This is a genomic window from Arthrobacter sp. FX8, assembly GCF_026723805.1.
GTDB lineage: Bacteria > Actinomycetota > Actinomycetes > Actinomycetales > Micrococcaceae > Arthrobacter.
This window is the reverse complement of sequence record NZ_CP113505.1, coordinates 4,168,576-4,195,492: the sequence shown is the minus strand read 5'-3', so window position 1 is coordinate 4,195,492 and position 26,917 is coordinate 4,168,576. Positions and strand designations below refer to the sequence as shown.

General features: G+C 66.0%; 23 protein-coding genes and 4 pseudogenes. 5 read left to right on the top strand and 22 right to left on the bottom strand.

Going from position 1 to position 26,917, the window contains the following annotated elements:
- The first annotated feature begins 192 nt into the window (after nt 1-192).
- Together OUO20_RS19710 and OUO20_RS19705 are read left to right on the top strand one after the other, a co-directional pair.
- Nucleotides 193-885 carry a class I SAM-dependent methyltransferase gene (locus OUO20_RS19710; protein ID WP_442781149.1) on the top strand — a complete coding sequence of 231 codons (693 nt, stop codon included), beginning with the start codon at nt 193-195 and terminating at the stop codon, nt 883-885.
- 411 nt (nt 886-1,296) lie between these two features.
- Nucleotides 1,297-1,659: a hypothetical protein gene (locus OUO20_RS19705; RefSeq protein ID WP_268002485.1), complete on the top strand. Its 363-nt coding sequence runs from the start codon at nt 1,297-1,299 to the stop codon at nt 1,657-1,659.
- A 108-nt stretch (nt 1,660-1,767) separates the two neighbouring features.
- On the opposite strand, the gene OUO20_RS19700 is transcribed toward OUO20_RS19705, so the two are convergent.
- The 7 genes and pseudogenes from OUO20_RS19700 to OUO20_RS19670 all read right to left on the bottom strand — a co-directional run.
- Entirely contained in the window at nt 1,768-3,492 is a 1,725-nt protein-coding gene (locus OUO20_RS19700) for an IS30 family transposase (RefSeq protein ID WP_134166168.1), read from the bottom strand.
- A gap of 198 nt (nt 3,493-3,690) precedes the next feature.
- A complete protein-coding gene (locus tag OUO20_RS19695) occupies nt 3,691-4,512 on the bottom strand; it encodes a class I SAM-dependent methyltransferase (RefSeq protein WP_268002484.1) in 822 nt (273 codons plus the stop codon).
- Nucleotides 4,513-4,682: 170 nt separating this feature from the next.
- The gene (locus tag OUO20_RS19690) at nt 4,683-5,150 is read right to left on the bottom strand and encodes a DUF3237 domain-containing protein (RefSeq protein ID WP_268002483.1); all 468 of its coding nucleotides are present in this window, start codon (nt 5,148-5,150) and stop codon (nt 4,683-4,685) included.
- Entirely contained in the window at nt 5,147-6,148 is a 1,002-nt protein-coding gene (locus OUO20_RS19685; protein WP_268002482.1) for a CocE/NonD family hydrolase, read from the bottom strand. Before OUO20_RS19685 ends, OUO20_RS19690 begins: the two co-directional genes overlap by 4 nt.
- A gap of 239 nt (nt 6,149-6,387) precedes the next feature.
- Nucleotides 6,388-6,849 (bottom strand): annotated as a pseudogene (locus tag OUO20_RS19680) (CocE/NonD family hydrolase); the annotation flags it as partial.
- Between the two features lie 70 nt (nt 6,850-6,919).
- Nucleotides 6,920-7,414: an MFS transporter gene (locus OUO20_RS21615; RefSeq protein ID WP_326498098.1), complete on the bottom strand. Its 495-nt coding sequence runs from the start codon at nt 7,412-7,414 to the stop codon at nt 6,920-6,922.
- 219 nt (nt 7,415-7,633) lie between these two features.
- A pseudogene (locus OUO20_RS19670) lies at nt 7,634-8,286 on the bottom strand (MFS transporter); the annotation flags it as partial.
- 177 nt (nt 8,287-8,463) lie between these two features.
- Between OUO20_RS19670 and OUO20_RS19665 the strand changes: the two are divergent.
- Complete coding sequence (locus OUO20_RS19665) at nt 8,464-9,399, top strand: PaaX family transcriptional regulator (protein WP_268002479.1); 936 nt, start codon at nt 8,464-8,466, stop codon at nt 9,397-9,399.
- Nucleotides 9,400-9,480: 81 nt separating this feature from the next.
- Here the strand turns inward: OUO20_RS19665 and manD are convergent, their stop codons facing one another.
- From manD to OUO20_RS19630, 7 genes and pseudogenes are all read right to left on the bottom strand, one after another.
- Nucleotides 9,481-10,710, bottom strand: a complete 1,230-nt coding sequence (gene manD, locus OUO20_RS19660) for a D-mannonate dehydratase ManD (protein WP_268002478.1) — start codon at nt 10,708-10,710, stop codon at nt 9,481-9,483.
- Nucleotides 10,711-10,771: 61 nt separating this feature from the next.
- Complete coding sequence (locus OUO20_RS19655; protein WP_268002477.1) at nt 10,772-11,743, bottom strand: sugar kinase; 972 nt, start codon at nt 11,741-11,743, stop codon at nt 10,772-10,774.
- Nucleotides 11,740-12,422 (bottom strand): annotated as a pseudogene (locus OUO20_RS19650) (bifunctional 4-hydroxy-2-oxoglutarate aldolase/2-dehydro-3-deoxy-phosphogluconate aldolase). The gene OUO20_RS19655 and the pseudogene OUO20_RS19650 overlap by 4 nt, the downstream one beginning before the upstream one ends.
- Before the next feature lie 5 nt (nt 12,423-12,427).
- Nucleotides 12,428-13,576 carry a galactonate dehydratase gene (dgoD, locus tag OUO20_RS19645; protein ID WP_268002476.1) on the bottom strand — a complete coding sequence of 383 codons (1,149 nt, stop codon included), beginning with the start codon at nt 13,574-13,576 and terminating at the stop codon, nt 12,428-12,430.
- Between the two features lie 9 nt (nt 13,577-13,585).
- Nucleotides 13,586-14,464 carry a carbohydrate ABC transporter permease gene (locus OUO20_RS19640; RefSeq protein WP_018770860.1) on the bottom strand — a complete coding sequence of 293 codons (879 nt, stop codon included), beginning with the start codon at nt 14,462-14,464 and terminating at the stop codon, nt 13,586-13,588.
- Nucleotides 14,461-15,420, bottom strand: coding sequence for a carbohydrate ABC transporter permease (locus OUO20_RS19635; protein ID WP_268002475.1), 960 nt, complete (start codon nt 15,418-15,420; stop codon nt 14,461-14,463). The genes OUO20_RS19640 and OUO20_RS19635 overlap by 4 nt, the downstream gene beginning before the upstream one ends.
- A gap of 88 nt (nt 15,421-15,508) precedes the next feature.
- Nucleotides 15,509-16,807 carry an ABC transporter substrate-binding protein gene (locus OUO20_RS19630; protein ID WP_134165247.1) on the bottom strand — a complete coding sequence of 433 codons (1,299 nt, stop codon included), beginning with the start codon at nt 16,805-16,807 and terminating at the stop codon, nt 15,509-15,511.
- Nucleotides 16,808-16,944: 137 nt separating this feature from the next.
- Between OUO20_RS19630 and OUO20_RS19625 the strand changes: the two genes are divergently transcribed.
- On the top strand, nt 16,945-17,700 hold the full coding sequence (locus tag OUO20_RS19625; RefSeq protein WP_018770863.1) for a FadR/GntR family transcriptional regulator: 756 nt from the start codon (nt 16,945-16,947) through the stop codon (nt 17,698-17,700).
- Nucleotides 17,701-17,736: 36 nt separating this feature from the next.
- Here OUO20_RS19625 and OUO20_RS19620 read toward each other — a convergent pair whose 3' ends face one another.
- From OUO20_RS19620 to OUO20_RS21775, 5 genes and pseudogenes are all read right to left on the bottom strand, one after another.
- Nucleotides 17,737-18,081, bottom strand: a complete 345-nt coding sequence (locus OUO20_RS19620) for an alpha/beta hydrolase (RefSeq protein ID WP_268002474.1) — start codon at nt 18,079-18,081, stop codon at nt 17,737-17,739.
- The gene (locus OUO20_RS19615) at nt 18,045-18,734 is read right to left on the bottom strand and encodes an alpha/beta hydrolase (protein ID WP_268002473.1); all 690 of its coding nucleotides are present in this window, start codon (nt 18,732-18,734) and stop codon (nt 18,045-18,047) included. The genes OUO20_RS19620 and OUO20_RS19615 overlap by 37 nt, the downstream gene beginning before the upstream one ends.
- Entirely contained in the window at nt 18,700-19,722 is a 1,023-nt protein-coding gene (locus OUO20_RS19610) for an alpha/beta hydrolase (RefSeq protein ID WP_268002472.1), read from the bottom strand. The genes OUO20_RS19615 and OUO20_RS19610 overlap by 35 nt, the downstream gene beginning before the upstream one ends.
- Nucleotides 19,719-21,458 carry a family 78 glycoside hydrolase catalytic domain gene (locus OUO20_RS19605; protein WP_268003473.1) on the bottom strand — a complete coding sequence of 580 codons (1,740 nt, stop codon included), beginning with the start codon at nt 21,456-21,458 and terminating at the stop codon, nt 19,719-19,721. The genes OUO20_RS19610 and OUO20_RS19605 overlap by 4 nt, the downstream gene beginning before the upstream one ends.
- Nucleotides 21,459-21,694: 236 nt before the next feature.
- Nucleotides 21,695-22,405 (bottom strand): annotated as a pseudogene (locus OUO20_RS21775) (alpha-L-rhamnosidase N-terminal domain-containing protein); the annotation flags it as partial.
- A gap of 182 nt (nt 22,406-22,587) precedes the next feature.
- Between OUO20_RS21775 and OUO20_RS19595 the strand changes: the two are divergent.
- The gene (locus OUO20_RS19595; protein WP_134165251.1) at nt 22,588-23,418 is read left to right on the top strand and encodes an IclR family transcriptional regulator; all 831 of its coding nucleotides are present in this window, start codon (nt 22,588-22,590) and stop codon (nt 23,416-23,418) included.
- A 5-nt stretch (nt 23,419-23,423) separates the two neighbouring features.
- Here OUO20_RS19595 and OUO20_RS19590 read toward each other — a convergent pair whose 3' ends face one another.
- The 3 genes from OUO20_RS19590 to OUO20_RS19580 form a co-directional block, all read right to left on the bottom strand.
- Nucleotides 23,424-24,575: a cation:proton antiporter gene (locus OUO20_RS19590; protein WP_268002471.1), complete on the bottom strand. Its 1,152-nt coding sequence runs from the start codon at nt 24,573-24,575 to the stop codon at nt 23,424-23,426.
- A 273-nt stretch (nt 24,576-24,848) separates the two neighbouring features.
- Nucleotides 24,849-26,336: a glycoside hydrolase family 43 protein gene (locus tag OUO20_RS19585; protein ID WP_268002470.1), complete on the bottom strand. Its 1,488-nt coding sequence runs from the start codon at nt 26,334-26,336 to the stop codon at nt 24,849-24,851.
- 77 nt (nt 26,337-26,413) lie between these two features.
- Nucleotides 26,414-26,878: a phage tail protein gene (locus tag OUO20_RS19580; RefSeq protein WP_268002469.1), complete on the bottom strand. Its 465-nt coding sequence runs from the start codon at nt 26,876-26,878 to the stop codon at nt 26,414-26,416.
- Nucleotides 26,879-26,917 lie beyond the last annotated feature (39 nt).

Here is a 26,917-nt window from a genome sequence, read left to right as displayed (position 1 = left end):
TTCTTCCCGGCAAACGGATTCATCTCAATCGGCCGACAACTCTGCATGCCATAATCGGCGGATGACTGACCTTGGGGGAACAAGAGGCTATTACGCGAGTTTCGATCGGCGAGAGTGGGAGCGGCTAGAGACGCCCCAGGGCCGCATTGAGTTTGAACTCACCACTCACTTTCTAGCGAAGACAATGCCGGAATCGGGGCGTGTACTGGATATTGGCGGGGCCCTGGCCGCTACAGCCGCTGGCTATGCGACATGGGCTATCAAGCCACATTGGCAGACCTTTCGCCTAACCTCCTCGACATAGCGCGGGCGGAGTTCGGTGAAGATCGGATCCGGGAAATCGTTGAGGCGGATGTCCGCGATCTTTCCCGTTGGTCGGACAACACCTTTGATTCGACAATCGCTCTGGGCCCGTTCTATCACCTAACCTCTGCAGCCGACCGGCGGAAGGCTCTTGAGGAGCTCATGCGCGTCACCATGCCCGGGGGAACAATCGCCGTTGCTCTAATGTCCAAGTACGCCCTGCTACGCCGGACCCTCTCTATCCGGGATGAACGACACAGAATGGCCGAAGCGTCCTTCGTGGAAGCACTACTCAGCCGCGGCACCTACGACAATCCCATTCCTGGCCGCTTCACCGAAGGATACGGTGTGGAACCATCCAAGGCCGCAAAGTCCTTCGAGGAAGCAGGGCTGATAACAGAGATCGTCGCGTCCACCCATGGGTTCGCCACAGGGTTGGAAGACCAAATCGAAAACCTCAGAAGCGAAGACCCCGACGCCTACGTTTCGACACTCGAAGTCTTGAAGGCCACCGCAACGGACCCCAGCCTCCTCGGGACTGCGGGACATCTTCTCTATATCGGAAGAAATGCTCCTCGCTAGATCTCCGTTGTCGGAAAATCCAACTTGATGTCCATGAGCACCTCGCCGACCTTCTCACAATCGGGAAAGCGGTTGGAGGCGCCCGTTAGCCGGTCCTCCACCGACCGCCATTCAAGGCCCAATAGCCCGCGTCAAAATTCCCGGCGTTCAAGGGTTCCCAGATTCCCGTAAGACCCGCCCGCAAAACTGCCCGGTGGAGGTGCGGCGGATTCAAGTGGTCGACGCAACAACGGGCTACTTTCGGGCTCTGTCGCCCTGTGGTTGAAGTCTACGAGAGTACGAAGGGGAGCTATAGAACGGCCCCCTGGATAGGCTGCGCAAAGAGGTTATCCCTCATTAGAAAGATCGCCTGTAGATTCGGTACCGGGACGTCCAAAGAACACGTCCTTCCGCAATGAAGGGGGCGTTGTCGTGGGCCTTGATGGTTACAAGGGAAAACCAATCGTGGAGATAACTGAGCACTGGCGATCGCCCTTAGGTGCCAGCGCCGCCATCGAAGCCATTGCGGGATCGTTCGCTAAGTCACGCGCGAAGGTTGAAATCGACGGCGGAGCGGTACGTATCCGTGCTGGCTCTAATTGGTTTTATAGGATCCTCGGAAACCTCCTTTCAGGCGAGAAAGTTCTTCCAGTTGCCCTGGAGGTTACGGCGACAGCAATCGATGACGGGTGCAAGCTTCAGGCACGCGCTTTTGACACTTTCGGGTGGCGTTTGACGGACCGAACTTTTTCGGCGCAGAACAGTCTTTTAGGAATCGCCTTGAAGATCTACTGAAGAGTGCTGCCACTGCAGGCCACGTTGTGAACCGGAGGATAGGGGCAGACTGACGGGACGCGAGAGAGGCGTCGCCAGTCGGCAGCTGGAGGCTCTTGGCGCGGGAGCCTATCCGTCCGTCGAGAATTGAAAGATTGCTGCCGGAGTGAGGTAGCCGAGGCTTTTGCGTGGCCTGCTGTTCAGCTCGACGCAGACCTGTTTGACGTGGACCTCTGAATGGACGGAGAGATCCGTACCCTTTGGGAAGTATTGGCGCGCGAGGCCATTAAAGTTCTCATTCGCGCCGCGTTGCCAGGGGCTGGACCGCTCCGCGAAGTAGATCCGCAGTCCGGTAGCGGCCGCTAATTCCTGATGACGGGCCATTTCCACGCCTTGGTCCCAAGTCAGTGTCTGCTTCAGGTGAGCCGGCAAGCCTGAGAAGGCAGCGATGATCGCTTGGTTGGTCTGCGCTGCGGTGTGTCCGTGCGGAAGGTTGATGATGATTCCGTAGTGGGTCTTTCGTTCCCGTAAGGTGACCATAGCGGATGCGGAACCAACCCCCACGATGAGGTCACCTTCCCAGTGGCCGGCCTCTTCTTTGGCATCAACCTCTGGCGGTCTTTCGTGAATCATCGTCATGTTCTTCACGACGGAACCATGACCTGATCCTGTCCGCCAGCGGTGCTTACGAATCTTTCGCCCTGTGCGCAGGCGTGGCTTGCCAGCCGTTCTTAGCCCGCCATGATCGCCGAACAATAGTGCTTGGTAGATTGTCTCCGGACAGAGCCGCAGCGCTGGTTCAGCGGGAAATTCCAGCGCCAACCACCCGCAGATCTGCTCCGGCGACCAGTGACTGGTTAGCTTTGTTTGCACCAGTGCGTGCAGGCGTGGATTAGCGTGCAATTTCCGATCCCTCGGCCGACGTCGCTGGCTGCGCGCTTCGTGATCGGCGATATGGGGCAAGTAGCGCCCCCGGGGATCACGGTGCCGGTCAAGCTCCCGTTTGATGGTCGAGGCATGCCTCCCCAGCTCCCTGCCAATTTGCCGCAGAGAACATCCCAAGCGGAGCAGGTCCGCCATTTGAAGCCTCTCGCGCAGGCACAAGTACCTGCCCGATGGTGGTTTGAGGCTGGCCCGTGGCTGTTGCGCCCTCTGGTTCCGAAGCCTTGTCCCGATAACCCTGCTCACGCCCAACATCCTGCAGGCGGCAGCATTGGAAGCACCGGAGCCCACCAACTCCCAATATCGTGTCTCCCGTAACGCGCGTCGCTTTTGTGCTGGAGACAAAGGAGCTGCAACCCTCTCGGCAACGATCCTCGCGGTCCGAATCGCTTCCCGCTCGGCTTTCAGCAGACGTGCTTTTTCGGCTTCCAGTTCTTTTCTCCGTTGGGCTTCCCATCTAACGGTTGTCCCCGGGGACAGTCGTAACGCATCGACAACCTCTGCCAGCGGAAGTCCACTTCGCAGAGCGATGAAACGCCGGTAGACCCACCGGTACCCTGTCGTGTGCTTTACGCCTGCTGATGTTGCAGCAGCCAATACGCTCATGCCGGTGGAGTATGAGGACCAGAACGCTTCCTCAACAGCTGGGTCGACTTGGAAGTGATGGCGCCCGGAGCTTCTCAGGAAGCGTTCGTTCCATTTCTCGGCATTGCGTGACGTGAATCCCAGTTCGACCTGGGCAGCTACGTGGTCGAGGCCTTTGCTGCGGAATCGGAGGTACTCATCACGCAGCCACCGGTAACCCGTCTCCTTACCGACTCCGGTCACCCGTACTGATTCTCTGAAACTCTTGCCCTCCTTTATGAGAGCAAGAAACCTGACACCGGTGGGCGAATCGAACTGTTGATACATCGAAGGAACTCCCTGGATTGGGTGTTGCTTCGATCAACAGAATCAGGGGTGCCCTATACGCTACACACAAAGTTGCCTCGAAACCCTAGGGTTTCGAGGGACCGCACAAAGGCTGGAGCCCCGCACCACACGGCTACGAGTAAAGGCTGAAGGCCGCCGGAACCTATGAGACCCGGGCGCCAGAGCCCCGCACGCAAGTCACGGCCGCGAGCACACGAACATGACCGTCCGGATGCGCCGCTCGGCGAGGTTGGCCACCTGGTTGGCTGCCATCTGTGCGAAGCTGTCGCCAAGGAAGGTCGCGAAGGTCACCGGTGCTGGCCCTTCCCGCTGGATTTTGGCACGCATGTGCTGGAACCAGGAAAGGCTTTCGTCCGAGGAGTCGACCTCCGAGATGACGTCGAAACCTGCCGAAGGGAGGAGACGGCGCATGTCCTCCAGGGTCGCGGGAAAGCTCGTTGAGGGGTCAGCGGCCCACGGCACCGGGTAATGCACCTCCCCGCCTTCACCCTGCAGCACGTCGTAAACCACCAACCTGCCGCCCGGCCGCAGGACCCGGAAGGCCTCGGCATACAGCGCGTGCTTGTCCGGGATGTTCATCGCCACATGCACTGTCACCGCAGCATCCACAGACTCGTCCGGAAGGCCGGTGGCTGTGGCGTCCCCAACGTGGAAGCGGGTGCGGCCGGACAAGCCTGTCCACTCCGAAAGCGCCGTCGCTACCTGGCAGAACTCCGGTGTCAGGTCCACCCCTGTCACCGTGCACCCCGTCATCTCGGCGAGCGTCCGGGCGGGGCCGCCCAATCCGCTTCCGAGATCGAGCACTTGGGAATCTGCAGTAAGGCCGAGCGCTTCGATGATTTCCAGCGTCGCCCTGCGTCCACGGATATGGAATTCGTCGACAGCACCGAGGTCGGCCGGCCGCAGCGCCGAACGGTCCACGCCGGCCGCATCCAGGGCAGAACTGATGGCCGCCAAAAGCTGACCGGGGCCGGTATAAAAGGCCGAAACCTCATTCATGGCGCCATCCTCACACCGGGTGACGGCGGGGCCAACGGGAAGCCCTTGCCAGGTGGCGTGTTTAGTCCACACGCATCTGCCTGCCATCCCCGCCGGGGTGCATTCGGGAAACCGCTGTGGGGCGCGGAGCAGGAATGGAGCCCGGGGACGACAACCCTTCCGTAACGGCGTCAGCGGACGATGAAGACCGCGATCCGCACCGAATCCGGGTAGCGCTCACCAGTGCCCACGGCGATCACGTGATTGAGCCATGCCCACTCTTCGGAGGCCGTGGAGAACCGCAGGGAGCAACGGAAGTAGATGGCACCCGGGTCCACCTCCTCGCCGCGGTTCAGGCGTGCAATGTCCGCCGCTGAGCCGTGGCGGAGCGCGTTGTTGTGCACGTGGATCAATGCCCCGTCATCGGCTTGGATAATGTAGCGGGCATCGAGTTCGGTCAGTTCCGGGCTGTGGAGGACCTGGAAATCGGCACCGCCTGGCAGCACCGTGCCGTTAAGTGCGGGGCCAACCATCGTTCCGCCCGTGATTGGCACGATCCTCCGGTGGCCCGTGGGGGCAGGGCCACCATCTACAGGTGGATCCACCGCCACGTTGAGCTCGGTAAGGAATTCAAGGGGCGGCGGTGGCGGGGCCGTCACAGCACCCCCACCGTCAGGCGGCTGGGGTGGGAGGCGCCCACATGGATGCGCTGGTTGGCGGTTACGGCAACTCCCGATTCGTAGGCCAGTTTGCCGGTGTTGAGGTTGCGGTCCCAGCGCGGGTGGCAGCTCGACGTGACCTGGACGCGCAGGCGCTCCCCCGGGGCGAGAGTCAGAGCCGTCTCCCAAAGGCTGATGGTGTACTCGTAGACCTGGCCTGGCTCGATGGGAGACGGCGGATGCCCTTCCTCGAAGAGCCCGGTACCGGCGTACGCGTCGCGCCAGGACGCCCGGACGATCCCGTCGGCAATCCCCAGGGAAACCCCGTCCGCTGACACCCTGCAAAGCCGGACCACCCAGTCCGTGTCCACGGCACTGGAAGATGCAAACAAGGTGGCGGTGACGGCACCGAAGATGGTGGTGGTTTCGGTGAAGGGCTCCGTGGTGAAGACGGCGACGTCGGTGCGCGCCTCGACGGCGTCCTGCCGCGCCGGACCCGCGGGAAAGGCGCCGGCGAGCATGGTGGCCCCGCCCGTAGTGGGCACGGGATCCAGGGGGTCGTAGGCGTACTCAACGTTTCCGTCCACACCCGCCTGGTCCAGCAGGTCCCCCTCGGCGGAAAGGAACCACGACCTCTGCCCGGCGGGAACCGGCAGTTCATCAAAGCCGCGCCAGCGGTTCTCGCCCAGGAAATACAGCAGCACCTTGGGGACCGCGGCGATGGCCGCTCCGTCCTCCTTGAGGACGGCGTCGAACCAGGCCGTGTGGAGGGACGACAGATCTCCGCGGCCATCGACGATGCCGGAGGACGCGGCTGCGCCGAAGTGGATGTCCGGGTACCCGCCCGTGAGGTTGGTGTGTGTCCAGGGGCCAAGGATGAGGCGGGGTTCAATGCCGGGGAAGGTCTTGCTGAGGACCGCCTGGCGGCGGTACTGGTCCAGCGTGTTCGGGGCGAAGATATCGAACCAGCCGCCGATGTGCAGCGTTGGCAGCGGCACCGCCGCATCGGAAGCGGCATCCCACAACCGGCAGAAATCACTCCCCGGCCCCTCCCCGCGGACGGGGTGACCTCGTTGCGAAGGAAGGTGCCCAGCCTGGGTTCCAGGTCCCGCAGCGGGAGGACTCCGTAGCAGGAACCATCGGCAAATCCAGTGTCCAGGGCAAGCCATTCCTGGAGCTCCTTCGCGCGCCGCTCGGGATCGTCAGCATGTTCCCGCATCAGTTCATTCAGGGAAATCGAGGCGTGCCCCCAGGCCAGGCGGCTGCCCAGCTCATGGGCACCGCCCCTGTACAGCGCACCGTTGTTGGCGTTGCCGCCCGCCGAGACCCCCGGCGCCAGGGCCTTGAGCGCTGCCGGGGACTGCCGGGCGGCACGCCACTGGGTTTCCGCGAAGTAGGACCGGCCCCACATGCCCACCCTGCCGTTGGACCACGGAAGGCGCGCGGCCCACTCCACTGTTGTGGCGCCGTCGGACGCTTCATTGACCGAAGGCTCAAACCTGCCGTCCGAGCCGAACCTGCCGCGGCAGTCCTGCATCACCACCACGTACCCGGCCGCCGCAACGGTCAGCGGATTGAAGTACGCCGAGTTGACCGCCAGGTCCCGCCCGTAGGGCGTGCGCGTGAGCAGCACCGGGAAGGTTTCATCCGGCGCGTCCGGCCGGTAGACGGTGGACCGGAGGATGGTTCCGTCGGTCATGGTTGCTTCAACATCGCCGTCGACGACGACAAGGTAGCGCACGTGGGTGCCTTTCGTTTGGGTGGGGGTGCTAGGCCGCGGAGGCGGGTTGCTTGCCGAGGTCTTCGGTCCGGGTCCGGTAGGTCTCCTTGACCCACACGGCGGTCACGACGGCGGAGACGAGGCAGCAGGCGGCCGTGAAGAAGGCAACGGGCAGCCACCCGTCAGGGCCGGGCTGGACGATGGCGGCGGCAATGGCGGGAGCAAAGCCGGTGACGACGAGCCCCAGCTGGGAGGCAGTGGCAGCTCCGGTGTAGCGGATCCTGGTTTCGAACATTTCCGCGGTCATGGATGGGCCAAGCGGGTTGACCATGCCGTAGCCGACGGTCATGAAGAGGATGGCCGTGGCAAAGATCAGCGGGATGGAGCCGGCGCTGATCGACCAGAAGAACGCGAACACCGACGCCGCGCAGACGATGTTGCCGGTGATGAACACCGGTTTACGTCCGATCCGGTCGGCCAGGATGCCTGCGTACGGCTGGACGACGATGCCCAGGGCCGCGGTGACGATAGTGACGGTGAGCATGACGGCCGCGGGGACTCCGAGCTTGCCGGCGTAGGCAAGACCGAAGGCCGCGAACACCGAGGAAACGACGCTCCAGAGACCGAACAGGATCACCTTGAGGATGGTGGCCCAATGGTCGCGCAGGACCACCTTGATGGGCAGTTCCTGGGCGCCCGCAGATTCCTTTGCGGCCTCGAACACTTCCGATTCCGGAAGGCGGAGCCTGATGTACAGGCCCACCACGACAACCAGGATGCTGGCAAGGAACGGCAGGCGCCATCCCCATGCGAGCAAATCGTCCTGCGGCAGCAGCGATACCGCAAGGAACGCGAGCGACGCCAGCATGATGCCGGCCACCGCTCCCGTGTTGACCCAGCTGGCGTAGAAGGCCCTCCTGTGGGTAGGGGCGTGTTCCATGGTCATGGTCACGGCACCCACGGACTCGCCGGCGGCCGAAGCCCCTGCAGTGCGCGCAGGAGTACCAGCAGGATCGGGGCGGCGGCGCCGATCACCGACACGGGCGGAAGGCAGCCGATCAGGAACGTGGCCACGCCCATGAGGACCAGCGTCAGGACCAGCATCTGCCGGCGGCCGATGCGGTCACCAAAGTGGCCAATCACGCCGGCCGCCAGGGGCCGCACCACATAGCCGATGCCAATCGTGGCCATGGAAAGCACCATGCCCAGGGATGGGTCGATGCCGGGAAAGAAGATTTTGTTGAATATCAACGCCGAAGCAGAGCCGTAGATGAAGAAGTCGTAGTACTCGAGGGTGCTGCCAATAAAGCTTGCGGCAGCGGCACGGCGGGCGTTGGCGTTGCCCTTGGAAGCTGTGGCGGGGACGGAAACGGTGTCCGGTGACAACGGCGTCAGCGGACCGGGACCTGCGGTCATTGCGGATCTCCTGGAAAGTTTTGAAGCAGGGCCTGACTCGCTCCTGCGGCGGGAAAAGCTACCGGCGCGGGGTGTGGGCCGGATCACTTGGATAGATGTTATGCGCTTATTGCAACGGCCGTCAAGGAAACTGCAAGGTTCAATTTGCCGTTCCCTCTACGCCTGAGAAGATGGACCGTGACCAGCAACCTCCACGTCCACTCCGGCGACCCCGCCGCACACCGCGTTGCCGCCGAGCAGGTCAATTTTCCGCGGCCGTTGAAGGGATCCGCTTCCCAGCACCTGGTGGTGACGATGATGGCGGACTATTGGCGGGAGTACACCGGATGGCTGCCCTCACGACTGATCGTGGCCCTGGCGGGAGCACTGGGCATCAGCGCGTCGGCCGCCTCTACGGCGCTGAGCCGCCTGGCCGGACGAGGGGTGCTGGAACAGTCGAACGCGGGACGAACGTCCCGTTACCGCTTCACGCCGGAAGCCCAGGCCCGCCTCGACGTGGGTGTGGGCCAGGTCAGTGGTTTCGGTTCCAAGGACCGCCGGTGGGACAGAATGTGGACTGTCATGGCCTTCACCGTTCCCGAGAGCTCCAGGGAGGTGCGTGACCTGCTCCGCAGCCGGCTCAAGTGGCTTGGTTTCGCTCCGCTGTACGGCGCGGTCTGGGTTTCCGCGTGGGACACGGTGCAGGATCTGGAGGACTCCTGCCGGCATCTGGGCGTGGACAACTATGCGATCTTCCGCACGCCTGAGGAGGAACTACGCGGCCGGCCGTTGATCGAGGCCTGGGACCTGGACGAACTCCGCGGGCAGTACGCACCCTTTATCGATGCCTACCGTGGGAAGGCCCAGACACTTGACGCCCAGCGCCTGAGCGGGGAGGAGGCCTTCCGGCTGAGGACCGAGGTGATGGATGCGTGGCGCGCTTTCCCCTGGGAGGACCCGGGCTTACCTCCGGACCTGTTGCCCCACGATTTTCCACTGTTCGAGGCGCGCCGGATTTTCGTCACCCTCTACAACTCACTGATGGAGAGGGCTGCCTCCTACGCGGAGGAGACGGTAGCCCGGCTCGCCCCCGAACTCGCCGGGGAGAGCCGGGCCTTCCGGCTCAAGGGTTAGGGCGCCCCCCCCCCCCCCGCAAGCAGCGGCTTGCCCGGCCAGCCTCACGCGTCGTGGCGGTCCTTGCCAGTCGTGGCGGTCTCACCAGTCGTGGACGGTGCCGTCGACGAGGCGGTTGTAGGGCAGGTAGGCCTGCTGGTAGGGGTAGGCCGCGGCGGCTTCTTCGTTGAATTCGACGCCGATGCCCGGCTTGTCGCCCGGGTGCAGGTACCCGTCCACGAACGTCATGGACTGCTCGAAGACCTCGTTGGTCTTGGCCGAGTGCTGCATGTACTCCTGGATCCCGTAGTTATGGATCGCCAACCCCACGTGCAGCTGCGCCGCGAAGCCCACCGGGGAAATATCCGTCGGACCGTGGAAACCGGACTTGATCTGGTACTGCGCCGCGAAATCCATCACCTTCTTCAACGGACTGATCCCACCGAAATGCGTGGACGCCGCCCGCACATAATCAATCAACTGCTCCTTGATCAGCGTCTGGAAGTCAAACACCGTATTGAAGATCTCCCCGATCGCCAACGGCGTGGTGGTGTGCTGCCGCACCAGGCGCAGCCCCTCCTGGTTCTCCGCCGGCGTGCAGTCCTCCAACCAGAACAAGTCATACGGCTCCAACGCCTTGCCCAGCTTCGCCGCCTGGATCGGCGTCATCCGGTGATGCCCGTCATGCAGCAACGGGATCTCCGGGCCGAACTCGTTCCGGACCGCCTCAAACACCGTGGGCAGGTGCCGCAGGTACGCCCGGGTATCCCAGTCCTCCTCCTGCGGGAACGCACCCCGCCCGGCCGGCTCATAGTCATACCGCTCCCCCGAAGCCTGCGCCTGCGCCGCAACGCCATACACGGCCTTGATCCCCGGGATCGCCGTCTGGATCCGGATCGACCTGTACCCCAACTCCAGATGCTCCCGCACCGAATCAAACAACGACTCAATATCCGCACCCGAAGCATGCCCATACGCCCGCAACCCGTTCCGCGACGCACCACCGAGCAACTGGTACACCGGCAACCCGGCCACCTTGCCCTTGATATCCCACAACGCCATATCCACCGCAGCGATCGCCGCCATCGTCACCGGACCCCGCCGCCAATACGCACTCCGGTACAGGAACTGCCACGTATCCTCAATCCGGTGCGGATCCTTGCCAATGAGCAACTGCGCCACATGCTCCTTCAGGTAGGCGGCCACAGCCAGCTCGCGGCCGTTCAGGGTGGCATCACCAATGCCCGTCACGCCCTCGTCCGTGGTGATCCGGAGGGTCACGAAGTTTCGGGTGGGGCTGGTAACGAACACTTCCGCGGCAATAATCTTCACAGCTGGCTTTCGGGTAGGGGCTTTGGGTAGATGGGAATTTCCCGTTGGGGTGGGCAGTTTGTCAGCGCTGGGTGCTGCCCCTGGCGGAGTCGAGCAGGGCGAGTTCATCGCGGCGCGGCAGGCCCTCCCAATCGCCGCGCGTGCTGACGGCGAAGGCGCCGGCGAGGATGCCGCGCTTGAGGCGGCCGGCGACGTCTTCGCCGTCGAGCAGGGCGGAAAGGTAACCGGCGGTGAACGCGTCTCCGGCCCCCACGGTGTCCACGCACGTCACCGGGATGGCCGGAGCTTCAAGAAGGCCGTCGGCTGTATGGACCGCGGCCCCCGCGGCGCCGCGCTTCACCACCACCTCGCTGACCCCCAGCTCCAACAGGTGCGCGGCCGCACGGGCCTCATCGGCCGGGGACGTTGCCTCCCCGTTCCCATCCGGCGGGACGGCAACCAGGTCGAGTTCGTCGTCGGACGCTATGACGATGGTGGCGTGCCGGGCCAGGGGGCCGAGCACGGCTCCCGCCTGGTCCCGGGACCAAAGCTTGCTCCGGTAGTTCACGTCCAGGGAGACCACCACGCCTTCAGCCGCTGCCCGTTCCGCGGCGTACTCCACCGCGTCCCGCGCTTCCGGGCTGAGTGCCGGGGTGATGCCGGTCAGGTGCAGGATCCGTGTTCCGCCATCCAGGGCCGCAGCAACCTGGCCACGGGAGATGGTGGCTCCCGCCGATCCGGCGCGGTAGTAGAAGGCCCGGCTGAGGTCGGCGGTGCGCTGCTCCAGGAACATCACCCCGGTGCTCCGGTCCGCATGCACGGTGTGGTGCAGCTGGACGCCTTCGCCGCGCAGTTGCTTCAGGATGAACTCGCCGTGCGGGTCCGCGCCCACTGCCCCGGCCCAGGCAGCGCTGTGGCCAAGCCGTGCGACGCCGATGGCAACGTTCGATTCTGCCCCCGCCACCTGCATGTTCAGGGTGCCGCCGTTCGCCAGGGGGCCGCCGGCGCGGAGTGAGACCATGGACTCGCCGAAGGTCAGCAGGCAAACGCTCATGAAGGGGTCCCGGTTCCGGCACGGGCAGCAAATTCGGCCGCAAGGGCCAGGAAGCTGCGGGCACGTTCCCGCATTTCCGTGAGGTCGCCGCCGGAGGCTGCGCTGCCGAACAGCGGACCGCCCAGGCCGACGGCGATCGCCCCGGCTTCCCAGTACCCGGCCGCCTCGCCGAGGCCCACGCCGCCCACGGCGATGAAGGGGATGTCCGGGAAGGGATCGCGGACTGCCTTCAGGTAGCCGGGCCCGCCGATCGATGCCGGGAAAAGCTTGATGGCGGTGGCACCGCGTTCCATCGCCTCATAGGCCTCGCTGGGGGTCAGCGCGCCGGCCAGGACCGGGATGCCGGCACTGGCCGCCTCGCTGATGGAGGGGGCAAGGGAGGGGTGACGATGAACTGGCCGCCGGCAGCGGTGACGTGTTCGACGTCGGCCTCGCTCAGGACGGTGCCGGCGCCCACCAGGCAGCCGGCCGGCGCAGCCGCGCGGACCTCGCGGATTGCCTCCAGCGCGTTGGGCGTGGTGAGGGCGATCTCCACGTACCGGAAGCCTTCCTCCATGGCGGCCAGCGCCGCCTTGGCGGCAGCACCGCCGTCGTTCCCGCGGACAATGCCGACAAGCCGCGACTGCCGGATGCCGGCCAGCAGGCCGGCGGAGGTGACGGCTGGATTTTGGGATGTCATGGGATTCACCATTCTGCGAAGGATCCGTCGGAGTGGCGCCACACAGGTCCGCGCCAGGCATGGCCGCGCTTGTCCGCTGCCCGCACCACGGCCTCGTCGATTTCGACGCCCAGTCCGGGCCCGGTGAGACGCTCGATGTGGCCGTTTACGAACTTGAACGGCGTCTTGTCCACCACGTAGTCCAGGACTTCGGCGCCCTGGTTGTAGTGGATGCCGATGCTTTGTTCCTGGATGAGGAAGTTGGGCGTGGCGAAGCCCACCTGGAGGCAGGCGGCCAGCGCCAGCGGTCCCAGCGGGCAGTGCGGTGCCAGCTGGACTTCGTAGACCTCGGCCAGGGCCGCGATCTTCCGGACCTCGGTGATGCCGCCGGCATGGGAGAGGTCCGGCTGGGCCACCGCGATGCCCGCCTGCAGCGCCGGCAGGAACTCCTGCCGGCTGTACAGCCGCTCCCCCGTGGACACCGGGGTGGTGGTGGACGCGGTGAATTCCCGGAGCAGGTGGGTGTTTTCCGGCACCACGGGCTCTTCGAGGAAGAAGGGCCGGAAGGGTTCCAGCAAGGGGGCCACCCGCCTGGCGTTGGCCAGGCTGAACCGGCCATGGAAGTCGACGGCGACGTCCCGGTGGTCGCCCAGGACCTGCCGGGCCGCGGCAACACGGCGGATGACGCCGTCGATCTCTGCCACCGACGCCACCGGGCTCATCCGTCCGCTGGCGTTCATTTTGACGGCAGTGAGGCCCACGTCCAGCTGGGCGCTGATCTGGTCCGCCACCTCGTTCGGCTCGTCGCCGCCCACCCAGCCGTACATCCGGATGCGGTCGCGGACGTGGCCGCCCAGCAGCTGGTGCACCGGAGTGTTGAAGTGCTTGCCCGCGATGTCCCACAGCGCCTGGTCCAGGCCGGAGACGGCACTGGCAAGGATGGGTCCGCCCCGGTAGAAGGACCCCTTGGTCATCACCTGCCAGTGGTCTTCGATCCGGAGGGCGTCCCGTCCGATGAGCAGCTCCGAGAGTTGCCCGACGGCGGCGCGCACCGTCTCGCTGCGTCCCTCGCAGGTGGCCTCGCCCCACCCCACGATGCCGCTTTCGGTCTCGACCCGGACAAAGAGCCAGCGGGGTGGAACAAGGAATGTTTCGATCCGGCTGATGACGGTCACGCGGCGGTCCTAACCCTTGGTGGCGCCGGCGGTCAGGCCGGAGACGATGTACTTCTGCGTGAAGAGCGCAATGATCATGATGGGGATGGTGACAACAGTCGCCGCGGCCATCAGCCCGCCCCAGTCGATGCTGGCGTAGGAGACGAAGTCGAAGATCGCCACCGGCAGGGTCTTGGTCTTGGAGCCGGAGAGCACCAGCGCGAACATGAAGTTGTTCCAGGAGAAGATAAAGGACAGGATGCCGGCTGTGGCGATGCCGGACACCGCCAGCGGAAGCGTGATCAGCCGGAACGCACCGATCGGCGTAAGCCCGTCCACTTCGGCTGATTCCTCCAGCTCCAGGGGCAGCGAGTCGAAGTAGCTCATCATGATGTACACGATCAGCGGGAGGGCCACGAACATGTGGCTGAGGATCAGCACCTCGAACTTCCCCACCATGCGCAGGTTGGAGAAGACGTAGTACCAAGGCACCAGGAGCGAGACGCCGGGAATGACCCGGGCCATCAGGACCACCAGCGCCGAGCGGTGCATGGTGAACCGGCTCATGGCGTAGGCAGCCGGGACGCCGAGGACGATTGACAGCGCGGTGGAGACGAAGGCAACCCAGAAGCTGTTGAAGATGAACACGAAGTAGTTGTTGCGCTGCAGCACATTGGCGTAGTTCTCGATGGTGGGCGAGAACAGGAACGCCTTGCCGGTGTCGTAGATATCCACGTTGGTCTTCAGCGATGCCAGCAGCATCCAGAAGAGCGGCGCAAGCAGGAACAGCACCACAAGGATGAGGGCGACGACCCGGAACACCTTGTAGGCGCGCGTGGCCAGGGGCTTACGGCGGCGCGGGGGCCGGCGGTCCGCGGCGGTGGCGGCGGAATCTGTCATGACGGTCATTTGCTTACCGCTTTCTTGCGCATGGTGAGCAGCCACATGGAGCCGATGATGATCATGAAGAACAGGATCAGCACCGCCGAGGAAAGCCCGTACTGGTTGTAGTCGAAGCTGAGTCCGTAGGCGTAGACGTTCAGCGTCTCCACTTCGTGGAACGAGCCGCCGCCCTTGCCCTTGGTGGCGTAAAGGATGTCGAAGGTCTTCAGTGCATCGATGCCGCGCAGCAGGATGGCCACGATCACGGTGGGCATCATGAGGGGCAGCGTGATGTAGAAGAACCGCTGGAAGGCGTTGGCGCCGTCCACGCGGGCGGCCTCGTCCGGTTCGTCGGACAGCGAGGTCAGCCCGGCCAGCAGGATCAGGACCACCATGGGGGTCCACTGCCAGACGTCCATGAAGATGGTGGTGCCCAGGGCGGTGTCCTGGCCGGACAGCCACGGCTGGGGCGGAATGCCCACCATGCCCAGGAGCTGGTTGACGAAGCCGATGTTGGGATCGAAGATCAGCCGCCACATCATGCCGACCGCCACGGGCGTGGCCACGAGCGGCAGCAGGATGGCCACCCGGACCCACTTTTCACCCCGGAAGGGCCGCCACAGAAGCAGCGCCACGCCCATGCCCAGCACCACTTCGAAGGCCAGTGCGACGCCAGTGAAGGAAAGGGTGCGGCCCACGGCGGGCCAGAAACGCTCGGTATCGCTGAGGACCGTGATGTAGTTCTGCAGCCCGATGAACTCCGTTGCGGCCCGCACGGATCCCTGGGAGTCGGTGAGGCTGAGGTACACGGTCCAGGCCAGCGGAAAGATGATCAGGACGCCGACGAAGATCATTGCCGGTGCCGCGAAGAGCCACTTTCGGTGCCGGTTGGCCCAGGCGGAAAAGTTCCCCCGGCACCGGCGGGGCCACCGGGCCGGCGGGTGCGGGCGCTGCGGGGAGGGTTCAATACAGACATGGTTCACCTAAGGAGTTTGGGGGTGAAGTGGGCCGCGCCGGGACGGCCATGGGCCGTCCCGGCGGGATGTAGGTGCGCGATAGGCGCCCGGTGTCCTACTTCTTTTCGCTGTCCAGGAAGGTCTGGAAAGCAGTCTGGGCGTCGTTTGCCGCTGCGGCGGCGTCCCCGCCGGTGATGGTGGCGACAATCGGTGCACCCACGATTTCGCGTGCCTTGCCTACGGTGACAACCTCGGGCCGGTCGTGGCCCACACCGTTCTTGGCGCTGGCGGAGATCGCGTCGGCGAGGTCCTTCGGGTAGGTGGAGGTTCCGTCAGGGTTGGACCAGACGGAGGTGCGCGGGCCCGGGACGCCGGCCTTCTGGGCTGCCAGGGTGCGTTCCTTGCTGGTTGCCCACTGGATGAACTTCCAGGCGTTGTCCTGGTTGCTGGAGTTCTGGTTCACGCCCAGCGCCCAAGAGGGGATGTTGTACGGCTTGGAACCGGCGGGACCTGCAGGCAGCGCAGCGAATCCAACCTTGTCCGCAACCTTGGACTTGGCGGGGTCGGTGGCGTTCTTGTAGAGCGAATCTGCCTCCGTGTAGAAGGCGGCACCGCCCTGGGTGAAGATTGCCATCGCCTCCGGCCAGCTCATGTCCGTGCTGACGTTGGCGGGACCGTAGTTGCGGATCAGGCCGCCGTAGTAGGCGTAGGCCTTCTTGGCGGCGTCGGTGTTGACGGAGGCCTTGCCGCTGGAGTCCATGAAGTCGCCGCCAAAGCTGTACAGGAAGCTGGAGAACTGGGTCACCGCGGCGGACTTGCCGGTGCGGGCCACGAAGCCTGCGGTGTCAGGGGAGGACGCCTTGATGGCCTTGGCCGCCGCTTCCAGTTCCTCCATGGTCTTGGGGACCTGGAGGCCTGCGGCCTGCAGCAGGTCCTTGCGGTAGTACAGGACTTCGCGCTCGGTGATGATCGGAACACCAACCACCTTGCCGTCAACGGTGGTGGCCTTGACCGGGCCCTCCTGGTAATCCTTCCAGTCCCAGCCCGAGTCCGATGAGACGTTCTTGGTCAGGTCCGCAAGGTAAGCGTTCTTGGCAAAAGCCTTGCCTTCCTGCAGCGGGCGGTACATCATCACGTCGATCTCGTCGCTGCCTGCGTTGAGCTTGACGTTGTACTGGTCAGAGAGCTGGTCCTCGCCGAGCTGGGTCAGCTCCACCTTGAGCCCGCTGGACTTCTCGAATTCCGGAATCGCGGCCTTGATGCCCTCGGTCCACACGTGGTTGGCCAGGGTGACACGGACGGTGCCGGACTGCTTGGCCTGGTCGCTGCCGCCTCCGCCGCCGCTGCAGGCGGTCAGCCCCAGCGACATCGCTGCGGCAATTGCCGCGTACTTCACAATTGAATGCCGCTTCATTACGACTTCCTTTGCCTTCAGGCCCGCAGCTTCGCGGGCGGGTGACAGACGCCTCGTTACGTCTGTTGTGTTCAGCGAGCATAAACAAATAAGGCAGACATATACAAGACCTTGCCATGCCCCCATATGATTTATTCATGACCATCCCAAAGGCGGCGTTGTCCCCGGACCTGCATTCATCGCTGGTCGAGAACCTGGGGCTCGCCATTGCCGAGGGAACGCTGGCCCCGAATTCGATCCTGCGCTTGGATGAGCTGGAGGCGCAGCACAAGGTGTCCCGCTCCGTGATCCGGGAGGCCACCCGTGTCCTGTCGTCGATGGGCATGCTGGAATCGCGCCGCCGACTGGGAACGGTGGTTCAGCCGGAAGCCAGCTGGAACCTCTATGACCCCCAGGTGATCCGGTGGCGGCTGGCCTCGGCCAAGCGGCTGGAGCAGTTGCGGTCCCTGAATGAACTGCGCGGCGCCATTGAGCCGCAGGCCGCCCGGCTCGCGGCCGAGCGCGCTTCACTCGACCAGGCCAGCGACCTTGTTTCCATGGCAGCCCGGCTTTGGGCGGCCGGGCAGCGGGGAGACCAGGAAGATTTCCTGCGCCTGGACATCGAATTCCATGCCGCTGTCCTCAACGCCTCCGGCAACCTGATGTTTTCGCAGCTGCATAAACTCGTGGCGGAAGTGCTGGCGGGGCGGACCCAGCACGGCCTGATGCCCCATCTTCCGGACCATGAGGCACTGCAGATGCACGTGGATGTGGCCAGCGCCATCCAGCGGGGCCAGGCAGCCGCCGCGCATGCCGCCATGAGCCGGATTGTGGAGCAGTCCACCGAGGAGATGGGTGACATCTGGTCCAGCAGCCATGCTTCCGTCAACGACGGCGCGGCCAACCCCGGGTAAGCCAGGTGCCGGCAGCACCAGCGGACGCCGGAAGCGTTACGCCCGCCGGACTGCCAGCAGCTCACCCGCCAGGAAATCCAGGGCCGCCTGCCCTTCCGGCAGGCCGGCGGTGTGGTTGAGGTGGCCGTGGACCGCGCCCTGGGCGAGGAAGCAGGACACCGGAACCCCTGCGCGTTCCAGCTCAGCAGCAAACAGCTCGGTGGAGCCGCGGGCGTCGTCGTACTCGCAGGCGAGCAGGGCCGTGGGCGGCAGTCCGGCAGGGTCCGCGTAGCCGGGCATCGCATAGGACGATGCCATGCTGACGGGGCCGCCCACGTAGTTCTCGGCCGTCCGGATGCAGTCCTCTACGGTGAACCGCAGGTGCCGGGGCAGCCCGGCCATGACCCGCTGATCCAGTCCCCGGCCGGCGGCGGGAGTTCCGCGTGCAGGAAGGGGTAGGCCAGCAGGAGCTTGGCGGGCAGCGGCTTTCCGGCGTCAATCAGGTAGAGCGCGGCGCCCACCGCCAGGTTGCCACCGGCACCGGCACCGCCCAGGCAGAGCAGGTCCGGATCCAGCCCCAGGCTTTCGGCGTTCTTCCGGGCCCAAAACCAGCAGGCCAGGGCGTCGTCGTGCGGGATGGGGAAGGACACGCCGTCGCGGGCCAGCCGGTAGTCCACGGACAGCACCGGCGTGCCCTGGTTCGCGAGCACCCGCGCCAGGTAATCCGACTCCGGGCTATCCACGCTGCCGCTGACGAATCCGCCGCCGTGCAGCCACACGAGGGCGGGGCTGTCCGCGCCGGCCGGTTCCCCGTAGATCCGGATGGCCACCGGCCCGTGCCGGCCGTCGGCCGTCACGGCGCGGATGGGGACGTCCGGCCCGGGTGAGCGCAGGGCGTCCGGGTTTAGGAACTGCGGTCCTTCCGGGCTGGCCAGGTACTCAGCGAAACCGGCAGCGGCCTCCCCTGTGGGCCGGCCGGGGTGGCGTCGGGGGAAGCCACGTCTGGTTTTGTGCGGGGTGTCATGGTGTTCCCAACTTCCGTGAGAAGTAGTCAACGGCTGTGGCCAGGATGGTATCCAACTGGTCCTCGGCGCCGAAGAAGCAGTGGTCGCCGCCCGTGATGGTCATGACGTCATGTTCCACGCCGGCGCCCGCGAGCGCGGCGGCCAGAAGCTGGGTCTGCGAGTGCGGGACCAGTCCATCCGAATCGCCGTGGACCAGGAAGAACGGGGCGGCATCCGCCGATACGTAGCTGACGGGGCTGGCCGCGGCCAGCAGTTTCGGGTCGTCCGATCCGCCCACCAGCATCTGCTCGGGCTGCAGCGACATTCCCGGCGGGACAGCGGCAGTCAAGGACGGGGGAAAGAGCCCGTCCGGGGTGACTATTGGCGGGATGTCCACCAGCGAAGACACGCCGTAGAAGTCGACGACGGCGCTGACGCTGCTTGGGTGCCCCTGCGCACCGAGACCGCCCTCCAGGTCTTCGCGCTTGCCGGTGAGTCCCAGGAGCGCTACCAGGTGGCCGCCTGCTGATTCGCCCCAGGCGCCAAACCTGTCCGGGTCGATGCTGAGGTCCCCGGCGAACTCCCGGAGGTAGCGGACCGCGGCTTTGAGGTCGTGGAGCTGTGCCGGGAACGGCGCCTCCAGCGAGTGCCGGTAGTCTGCCGTGGCGCAGGCGATGCCTGCCTCGTTGAGCAGCCGGAACACGGAATCGGGGGCGAAGGTGGGCGGCAGTTCGCGGCGGTCGCCCAGCTGGAACGCTCCGCCGTGCACCCAGAGGACCATCGGCGTGGTCCCAAAGGCCTTGCGGGGCAGCCAGATGTCCATCTTCAGCGGCCGGAATCCGATGGCCCGGGCGTAGGTGACTTCACGGTGCACGGAGGATACGTCCGAGACCTGCTCCGCCGTGCCCGGGGCATCGAAGACAGGGAACGGCGGAACCTTCCTGCCTCCGGGACGGGAGGTGTCGGGACGGGATATGTCAGAACGCGACATGTCGGAAGGGGACAGGTCGAGTACCCCGGTAGCGTCATCCACTGTCATAGTGTGCTCCTCATCAGCGTAGGTTGTGCAGTGCCCCGGCCGGTGGCGCCAGGGAAAGTGTGGTGTCCCGGCCCGACGACGGCGGCCGGCGCGCCGGGCAGCCGCACCTCCGCGGTGGTGCCGGAGGGAATCGTGGCTGTGAGCGTCAGCACGCCGCCGTCCTTTGCTCCTTCCGCCGCAGTCCAGGCCACCTGGATCAGGCCCCGTGGCCCCGTGTGTGAGGTGGAGGCGGATGCCAGGCCGGCGCCGGGGCGGGGCTCGATGATGATGCGCTCCCAGCCTGCGCTTCCGGGCGCCTGCCGCAGGCCGGCGGTGTAGCGGTGCAGGAAGGAGACCACGGCACCCTTGCTGTAGTGGTTGAGCGACTGGTGCGGCGTGCCGTTGGCATCGAGGCCGTTCCACAACTCCCACACGGTGGTGGCGCCGCGGTCCACCATGGTCAGCCAGGACGGTTCCGAGTCCTGCATCAGGAGTTCATAGGCCAGGTCCAGTTGTCCGTTGTCCGCCAGGACCGGGAGCAGGTAGGGCGTGGCCAGGAAGCCGGTGCCCAGGTGGGTGCCGGCGTTCCGGATCAGGGCGGCCAGCTGCGAGGTGACCGTGGGGCGGTGTTCGGGGCTGACAAGGTCGAAGGCCAGGGCGCGGACGCAGTTGGCCTGCGTGGCTTGGATTACGCTGCCGGAAAAATCAAGGTATTCCGTCTCCCACGCGTCCCGGATCAGGTGTGAAAGGTCCGCGAGCTCGGCGGCCTCTGTATCCAGGCCCAGGACAGCAGCGATTCGTGCCATCACGTCCGTGGTGTGCCGGTAGTAGGCCGTGGCCACGATCCCGTGGTCGGCGCTGCGGGCGGCGAACAGGTCAGGTTCGGGGCCGTCCGGTTCCATCCATTCACCAAAGTGGAAGCCGGTGTCCCACAGGTACCGCTCGTGCGGCGCGGGTGCTGCGCTTGCGGCGGCGCGCGCGGCGTGCCGCTCCGTTTCGGCGGTAGCCTGCACAAAGTGAAGCCACCGCTGCATGGCCTCCCAGTTTTCGGCGAGGATCCCGGCGTCCCCTGACGCCAGGTAGACCTCCCAGGGCACCATCACCACCGCATCGCCCCAGCCGGCGGACCCGTTGGTGAAGCCCATGAACTCCGCCGAGGTGGCCGCGGGCCCGGGGGACGGCGAGATGTTGGTGATGACGCCGTTCTCCCATTGGTCTGCACGGACGTCGCGCAGCCACTTGCGGGAGAAGCCTGTGACGTCGAAAAGGTAGGCGGCAGTGGGGACAAACAGCTGCCAGTCCCCGGTCCAGCCGGCTTTCTCGCGCTGAGGGCAGTCGGTGGGGACCTCGCAGGAGTTGCCCAGGAAGCTCCATTCCACGATGTCATGCAGTGTGTTCAGGCGCGCATCGCTGCAGCTGAAGGTGCCAATACGTTCCAGGTCCGTCCGCACCAGGCAGCCGGTGATGTCTCCCGGCTGGAGGCCCGCGGCGAGGCCCTGGACCGAGACGTACCGGAAGCCGTGGGTGGTGTGCCGGGGTTCGAAGACTTCCCCGGGGGCACCCGAGGCGATGACGGTGTCCACCTGGCCTGCGTCCCGGAAGGCTCCCGGCGCCCGGAAGTCGAGGGGGCGCAGATGGTCCCGGTTGACGTCACCGTCCGCTCCGAGCGCTTCGCCGTATTCCAGGGTGACGGTTTCGCCCGGTGCGCCGAGCCTGGTGAGCCGGACCCAGCCGTGGATGTTCTGGCCAAAGTCCACCACCTGGCTGCCGTTGGCCAGCCGCGTGATGGACGCCGGAACAGTTCCTGCGCCTCCCGGGTGGGCGGCGCAAGGGGTCCGGCCAGTGCGGTGAAACTGCCGGGACGGACGACGGCGGAACACGGCCGGGGTGCGCGGGCAACCGGGGCGCCGTTGCCCGCCTTAGGTGCGCTGCCGCCGTCGGCCTTCCTGAAGTCCACGCCCTGGCCCGCCATAAGGTCGGCGCTGAGGATCTCCGTGGCGGACACCAGCCACGAGCTGTCGGTGCCGATGACCTGCCTGCCGGCCCGTGACTCCAGTTCGAGCTGCGCCAGGAAGGCCGTGTGCGTTCCGTACATGTCGGCGTCGCGCGTGTATTCGAACGTGCCGCGGTACCAGCCGTCGGTGAGGACGGCGCGCACGGTGTTGCTGCCTTCACGGATCAGGGCGGTGACGTCGTGGGCCTGGACCTGGAGCGTGGTGTTGTAGCTGGTGGAGCCTGGGGTGAGTTGCTGGTCGCCCACGCGGTGGCCGTTGATGAATAGCTCATAGATGCCGTGCGCGGTGGCGTAGGCGCGGGCCTTCTGCGGGGCCGCCGGCAGGGTGAAGGTCTTGGTGAGGGCGTAGCCGGGCCGGTCTCCTGGCGCCGGAACTTGGGGCTCGTCTGGCCCGATCCACTGCGCCGTCCAGTCCTCGGCATGCATCAGCCCCAGCTCCACCGGCATGGGGCTGGACCAGCCGCTTGGTGTTTCGGTGCCTTTTTCGTCCCTGTCCCAGGTGCGGACGCGCCACTCGAACCGGTCCCGCGAGCGCAGCGCCGGCCCGCCGTACGGGATGCCGCTGCAGGCGGCCGACTCGACCTTCCCCGTGTCCCAGCCGTTGCTTGCGGTGATGCGGTATGCCGCCTGGCTTGTGGTTCCGCCGGGAGGCGTCCAGCTGAGCCTGGGCTCCCGGATGGTCAGGCCCATCGCTTCTAACAGGTGCTCGGCCCGAAGCCGGGTGGGGGCGGTCATGCGGCAGGGCTCCTGGGGTGCGGGTGCTGGGAGTTCCAGCTTGGTTGGCGTGCTCCTGTCCCCCACACAGCGTTTTCATTGGTCGAAATAGTATTGTGGGGCAGCTCACCAATGCATCAGCGCTAGGAACCACCGCCATGACTGTCATTCCGGACCCGGACACCCCGCCTGCCCGCGGAAAGCGGCCCAAACAGGGCGAACCCGTCATCGACCGCGCGCTGAGCCTGCTCGCCGTCTTCTCCGACCGGCGGCGGGCACTGACGCTCTCGGAACTCGCCCGGTATGCGGACATGCCCGCGCCCACCGCACTGCGGCTGATCGCCCGGCTGGTGGCATGGGGTGCGCTTGAAAGACTCGACGACGGCCGGTATGTCGTGGGGGTCAGGCTGTGGGAAGTGGCGTCGCTGTCGCCCCGCGGGCACGGGGTGCGGGAAATTGCCCTTCCCTACCTGGAAGACCTGTTCGAAGTCACCCGGCACCACGTGCTGCTGGCGGTGCGGGACAACGAGCAGGCGGTGCTGATCGAGCGGCTGTCCGCGAAGGATGCCACGGAGGTGGCGTACCGCGTGGGTGGCCGGGCGCCCCTGCGGTCCACGGCGATCGGGCTGGTGCTGCTGGCGGGCGCGGACCAGCAGTTCCAGGAGACCATCCTGAAGCGGCCGCCGGAAAACGAGCCCGGAGTGCCGGAGATGCCGGAGGGCCAGCTGCGCAGGACCCTTTCGGATGTGCGGCGCACCGGGATTGCGATGATCCGCCGTACCGTCCCGTCCCGGACCGTCTCCGTGGCGTCCCCCATCTTCGACGCCCAGGGCTCCGTGGTGGCGTCACTGTCCATCGTGGTCCCGGACGGGTCCACTCCCCCGAACGTACTGGCCCCCGCTGTCCGCGCGGCCGCCCGCGCCGTCTCCAGGAACCTGGGGCACCAGGCTGCCGTCAGCGCCGGCACCCGGACGCACTCGCAGGGGTAGCGGCCCTACGCGGCCGAGGCCGGGGTGTTCCGTGCAAAGGTGTGGGCCGCGCGTGAGCCTGCTGCCGCGCTGGCCCCGATGGTGATGAGTGCGCCGAGGATCATCGCCGAGGCTTCTCCGGGCACCAGGAGATCCAGTTGGGAGCCGATGGTGGCAGCGGCAACCGGCACGCCCAGCTGGGATGCCGAGAGCATCGCGAGCGGCAGCGGGTGGCCGAGCAGGCGCAGGCTTCCGTGGACCAGCAGGGCACCCAGTCCCAGGCAGAATCCGAGGAGAACCATCGTGGGACTGCCGGCGAGGGCGCTCAGGTCAAGTGATGCGCCCAGCCAGACGAAGAACACGGGCCCCAGGAAGCCGTCGCTCACGGCGAAAAGCTGGTGTGCCAGCCGCCTCGGTTCACCCACCGCCGCCACAACCAATCCGAAGGAGAATCCGGCGAGCATGACGGATACGTGACCTGCCACGGCAAGGCCGGAGAGCGCGAAAAGCAAGGCAAGCTGGATCCGCAGTTCCAGGGCGAACTTCCGGTCCTCGGACACGTCGTGGACGCGTTTGCGGGTGCCACTATCCTCCAGCCAGCGAAGCACGAAGAACAACACCACGGAACACGCAGCGACGCCGGCCGCCCCGATTGCTGCCCTGGGAGCATTGGGCGGGTCGACGGCGAGCGGAAGCGCCACGATGCAGGCGATGTCCGCCACGGCCACCTGCGCCGTCATCGTGAGGACCTTGGGGCCCGTCAACCGCAGGGAATCGACAATTGGCAGGACCAGGGCCGCTGAGGACGATGCGAGCAGGACGATGTAGAGCGGAGCATGGCCGGTCCCAAAGGCGAACGCTGTGACGGTTCCGACGGCGGCCGCGAGCATTGCGGCGATGGCGGCGCTCAGCGCGCCGCCGGCCAGTGCGGGGCGGAGGGCACGGTCCCGCACTGGCACATGCGTTCCGGCGACGAACATGATGAGGGCGAACCCCACGTCGGCAACGAACGTGTACGTCGGATCTGAGGAATCCACCAGCCCCAGGCCGGTGCGTCCGATGGCGATGCCGGCCAGCAGTTGCCCGAGCACCGTGGGAAGGTGCCATGTCCGGGGGAATGCCAGCAAAGGTCCGAGGAGCGCGACGGCGGCGATCAGCGAAAGCTGGAAGAACGACATCTTCCTCCTTTTGCCGGCGCGCCCGGACCGTTACCCGCCCCAGGCATCGGCGGCCGGCCGATGTGGCGGACGGATAGTGCGCCCACAGTACTCACGCCCATGCACGCGGTCAACGGCACGGGCAGTGGGCCGGTACGGGCGCCGACCGCGTGTCAAACGCCGCGGCTGATTCCCGCAGGAGCCGCGCCACGGTATCCACGGGAGTGCACACCGGGCACATCGGTCCCTGACGCGCCGCCCGTACAACTTCCCGGTGCCGTGGCGGCTTAGCGGTCAGTCCCCGCCGCGGTAGGACAGGCGGCGGACCAAGACCTCGCCGTCCACCGCGAAGACGCCAAAAGCCCTGCCGGTGAAGGCCTTGGCAGTTTCAAAGGCCCAGTGCCGTCCATCCAGTTCCGTGAGCAGCTCCCCTTCAGCGCTGCCGCCCGGCCGTGCGCCGCGGACCAGCAGGCGGATCCTGTCGCCGCCCACGGCGCCGGCGCGGAAGTCCGACGGCGGCGGGCTGGCCACGACTGCCAGCTCAACGTCACCGGGCGGAACAGTTGCTTCCCAGGTGCGGTCAAAGCCCGCGACGACGGCACGCGCCGTGATCCTGACGGCGTCGCCGTCCTGGCGGGCCTCGATGCCGAACCAGTTGTCCTCGGCGTTCCGCACGGCGATGCCGCCCGTACCGGAGCCGATGTCCAGCAAAGCCCTGAATTCCATCCCGAGGTGGCGCTGGCGTTGGGCGACGAAACAAGGCCTGGGCGCTCCCATGGTGTTGCCTTCGCCCCTAAGCAAAAGCCCTTTGGAGGTGGGTGCCGAGAAGTCAGCGGGCGTCCGGCGGACACCGATCCATCGCGGATCGTCCAGCCCGGCACCGTTGCTGAAGTCGTACTCAAGCTGTTCCGGCGGCGTCGCACCGAGCTGGGGCATCCGGGCGTGCGGCCAGCCGTCGATCCAGTCCACGGCGGCCAGGAACGTCTCACGGCCCAGCGGTGAGAACGAATTCGCCAGACCCACCGGACGGACTCCCAGCAGGACCATGGCTGTTCCGCCGTCGGAAAGCTCAACGAGGTCTGCGTGCCCGGTGTTCTGGACGGGCGAACCGGTTCCCGCGGCGGTAAGGAGGGGATTGTGCGGAGCGGATTCGAACGGCCCGTCCGGCCGCCGCGACCGTGCCACGGTCACAGCGTGGCCTCTGTCCGTGCCGCCCTCGGCCGCCAGCAAGTACCACCAGTCACCGCGCCGGTAAAGGTGCGGGCCTTCGGGCGAATACAGCCCGCTGCCGGACCACAGCGGCCGCGGCTTCTCGAGCGCTTCTCCGGTTGCGAGGTCCACCCGCACCTGCTGGATCGCGTCCGGGTGGCGGGCAAAGGTCACGTACGCAGTTCCGTCGTCGTCCCAGGCGAGGTCCGGGTCGATGCCGTCCACCGCCCCGATGACCGTCCCGTCGCTCCATGGCCCGGCGGGATCGGCGGCCGTGAAAACAACGCAACCGCGCCCACCGAGGAACACGGAGACGATCAGGTAGAACACGCCGTCCCGGTAGCGGAGGGTCGGCGCCCAGACGCCGCCGGGCGTGGGGACATGGGCAATCCGGACTTGCTCCTCCCGCGTGGCCACATGGCCCACCAGCTGCCAGCTTTCCAGATCCGGGCTGTGATGGACCGGCAGGCCCGGCAGGTATTCGAAGGACGATGTGACCAGGTAATAGCCGTCCGGCGCGCGGACGATGCTCGGGTCAGGGTTGAAGCCGGCAAGGATGGGGTTGGCGTGCATCCAGCCATCCTGCCCTCCGGCGGCACCTGCAGCGGGGCCGGTTTCAATGGTTGGAACGCGTTCTTCGGCGCTCCCGCCTAGTAATGGCCCTTGATCACGAAGTAGGAGCCACGGATGGTGCCCGCAAGCTTGGACTTCTGGCGGGCGAACTTGAAGCTGGACGCCAGCTCTTCCGGAACGTCCATGCCGTCCGAGAGCTTGAATCCGACCGCCCGCTTGCCCCCATCCTCGAGGGCATACATGACGTTGATGGACAGCCCTGACTCGTAGAACACGTACGCCATTCGCAACCCGTCCACTTCGAAGGAGGACACCTCAAGGGGTTTGGAGGCAATCACCAGGTTGCGCTCGGCGGACAGGATGTTGTTCACATAGTCCAGCACTTCCGGCGCTTCCCCGGCAGGGACCACCGTGAAGTCGTGGTCGTATTTATTCTTGTAGTAGCGGGCCTCGTTGGCGCGCAGCCCGGCCAACGCCTCCGCTACCAGTGACGATTCCAGACCGGCGGTGGACACGTTCTTGAAATCCACGGTGTACGGCATGAGTCCTCCCTGGGAATGATCTTTTGCCACATCGTTGCA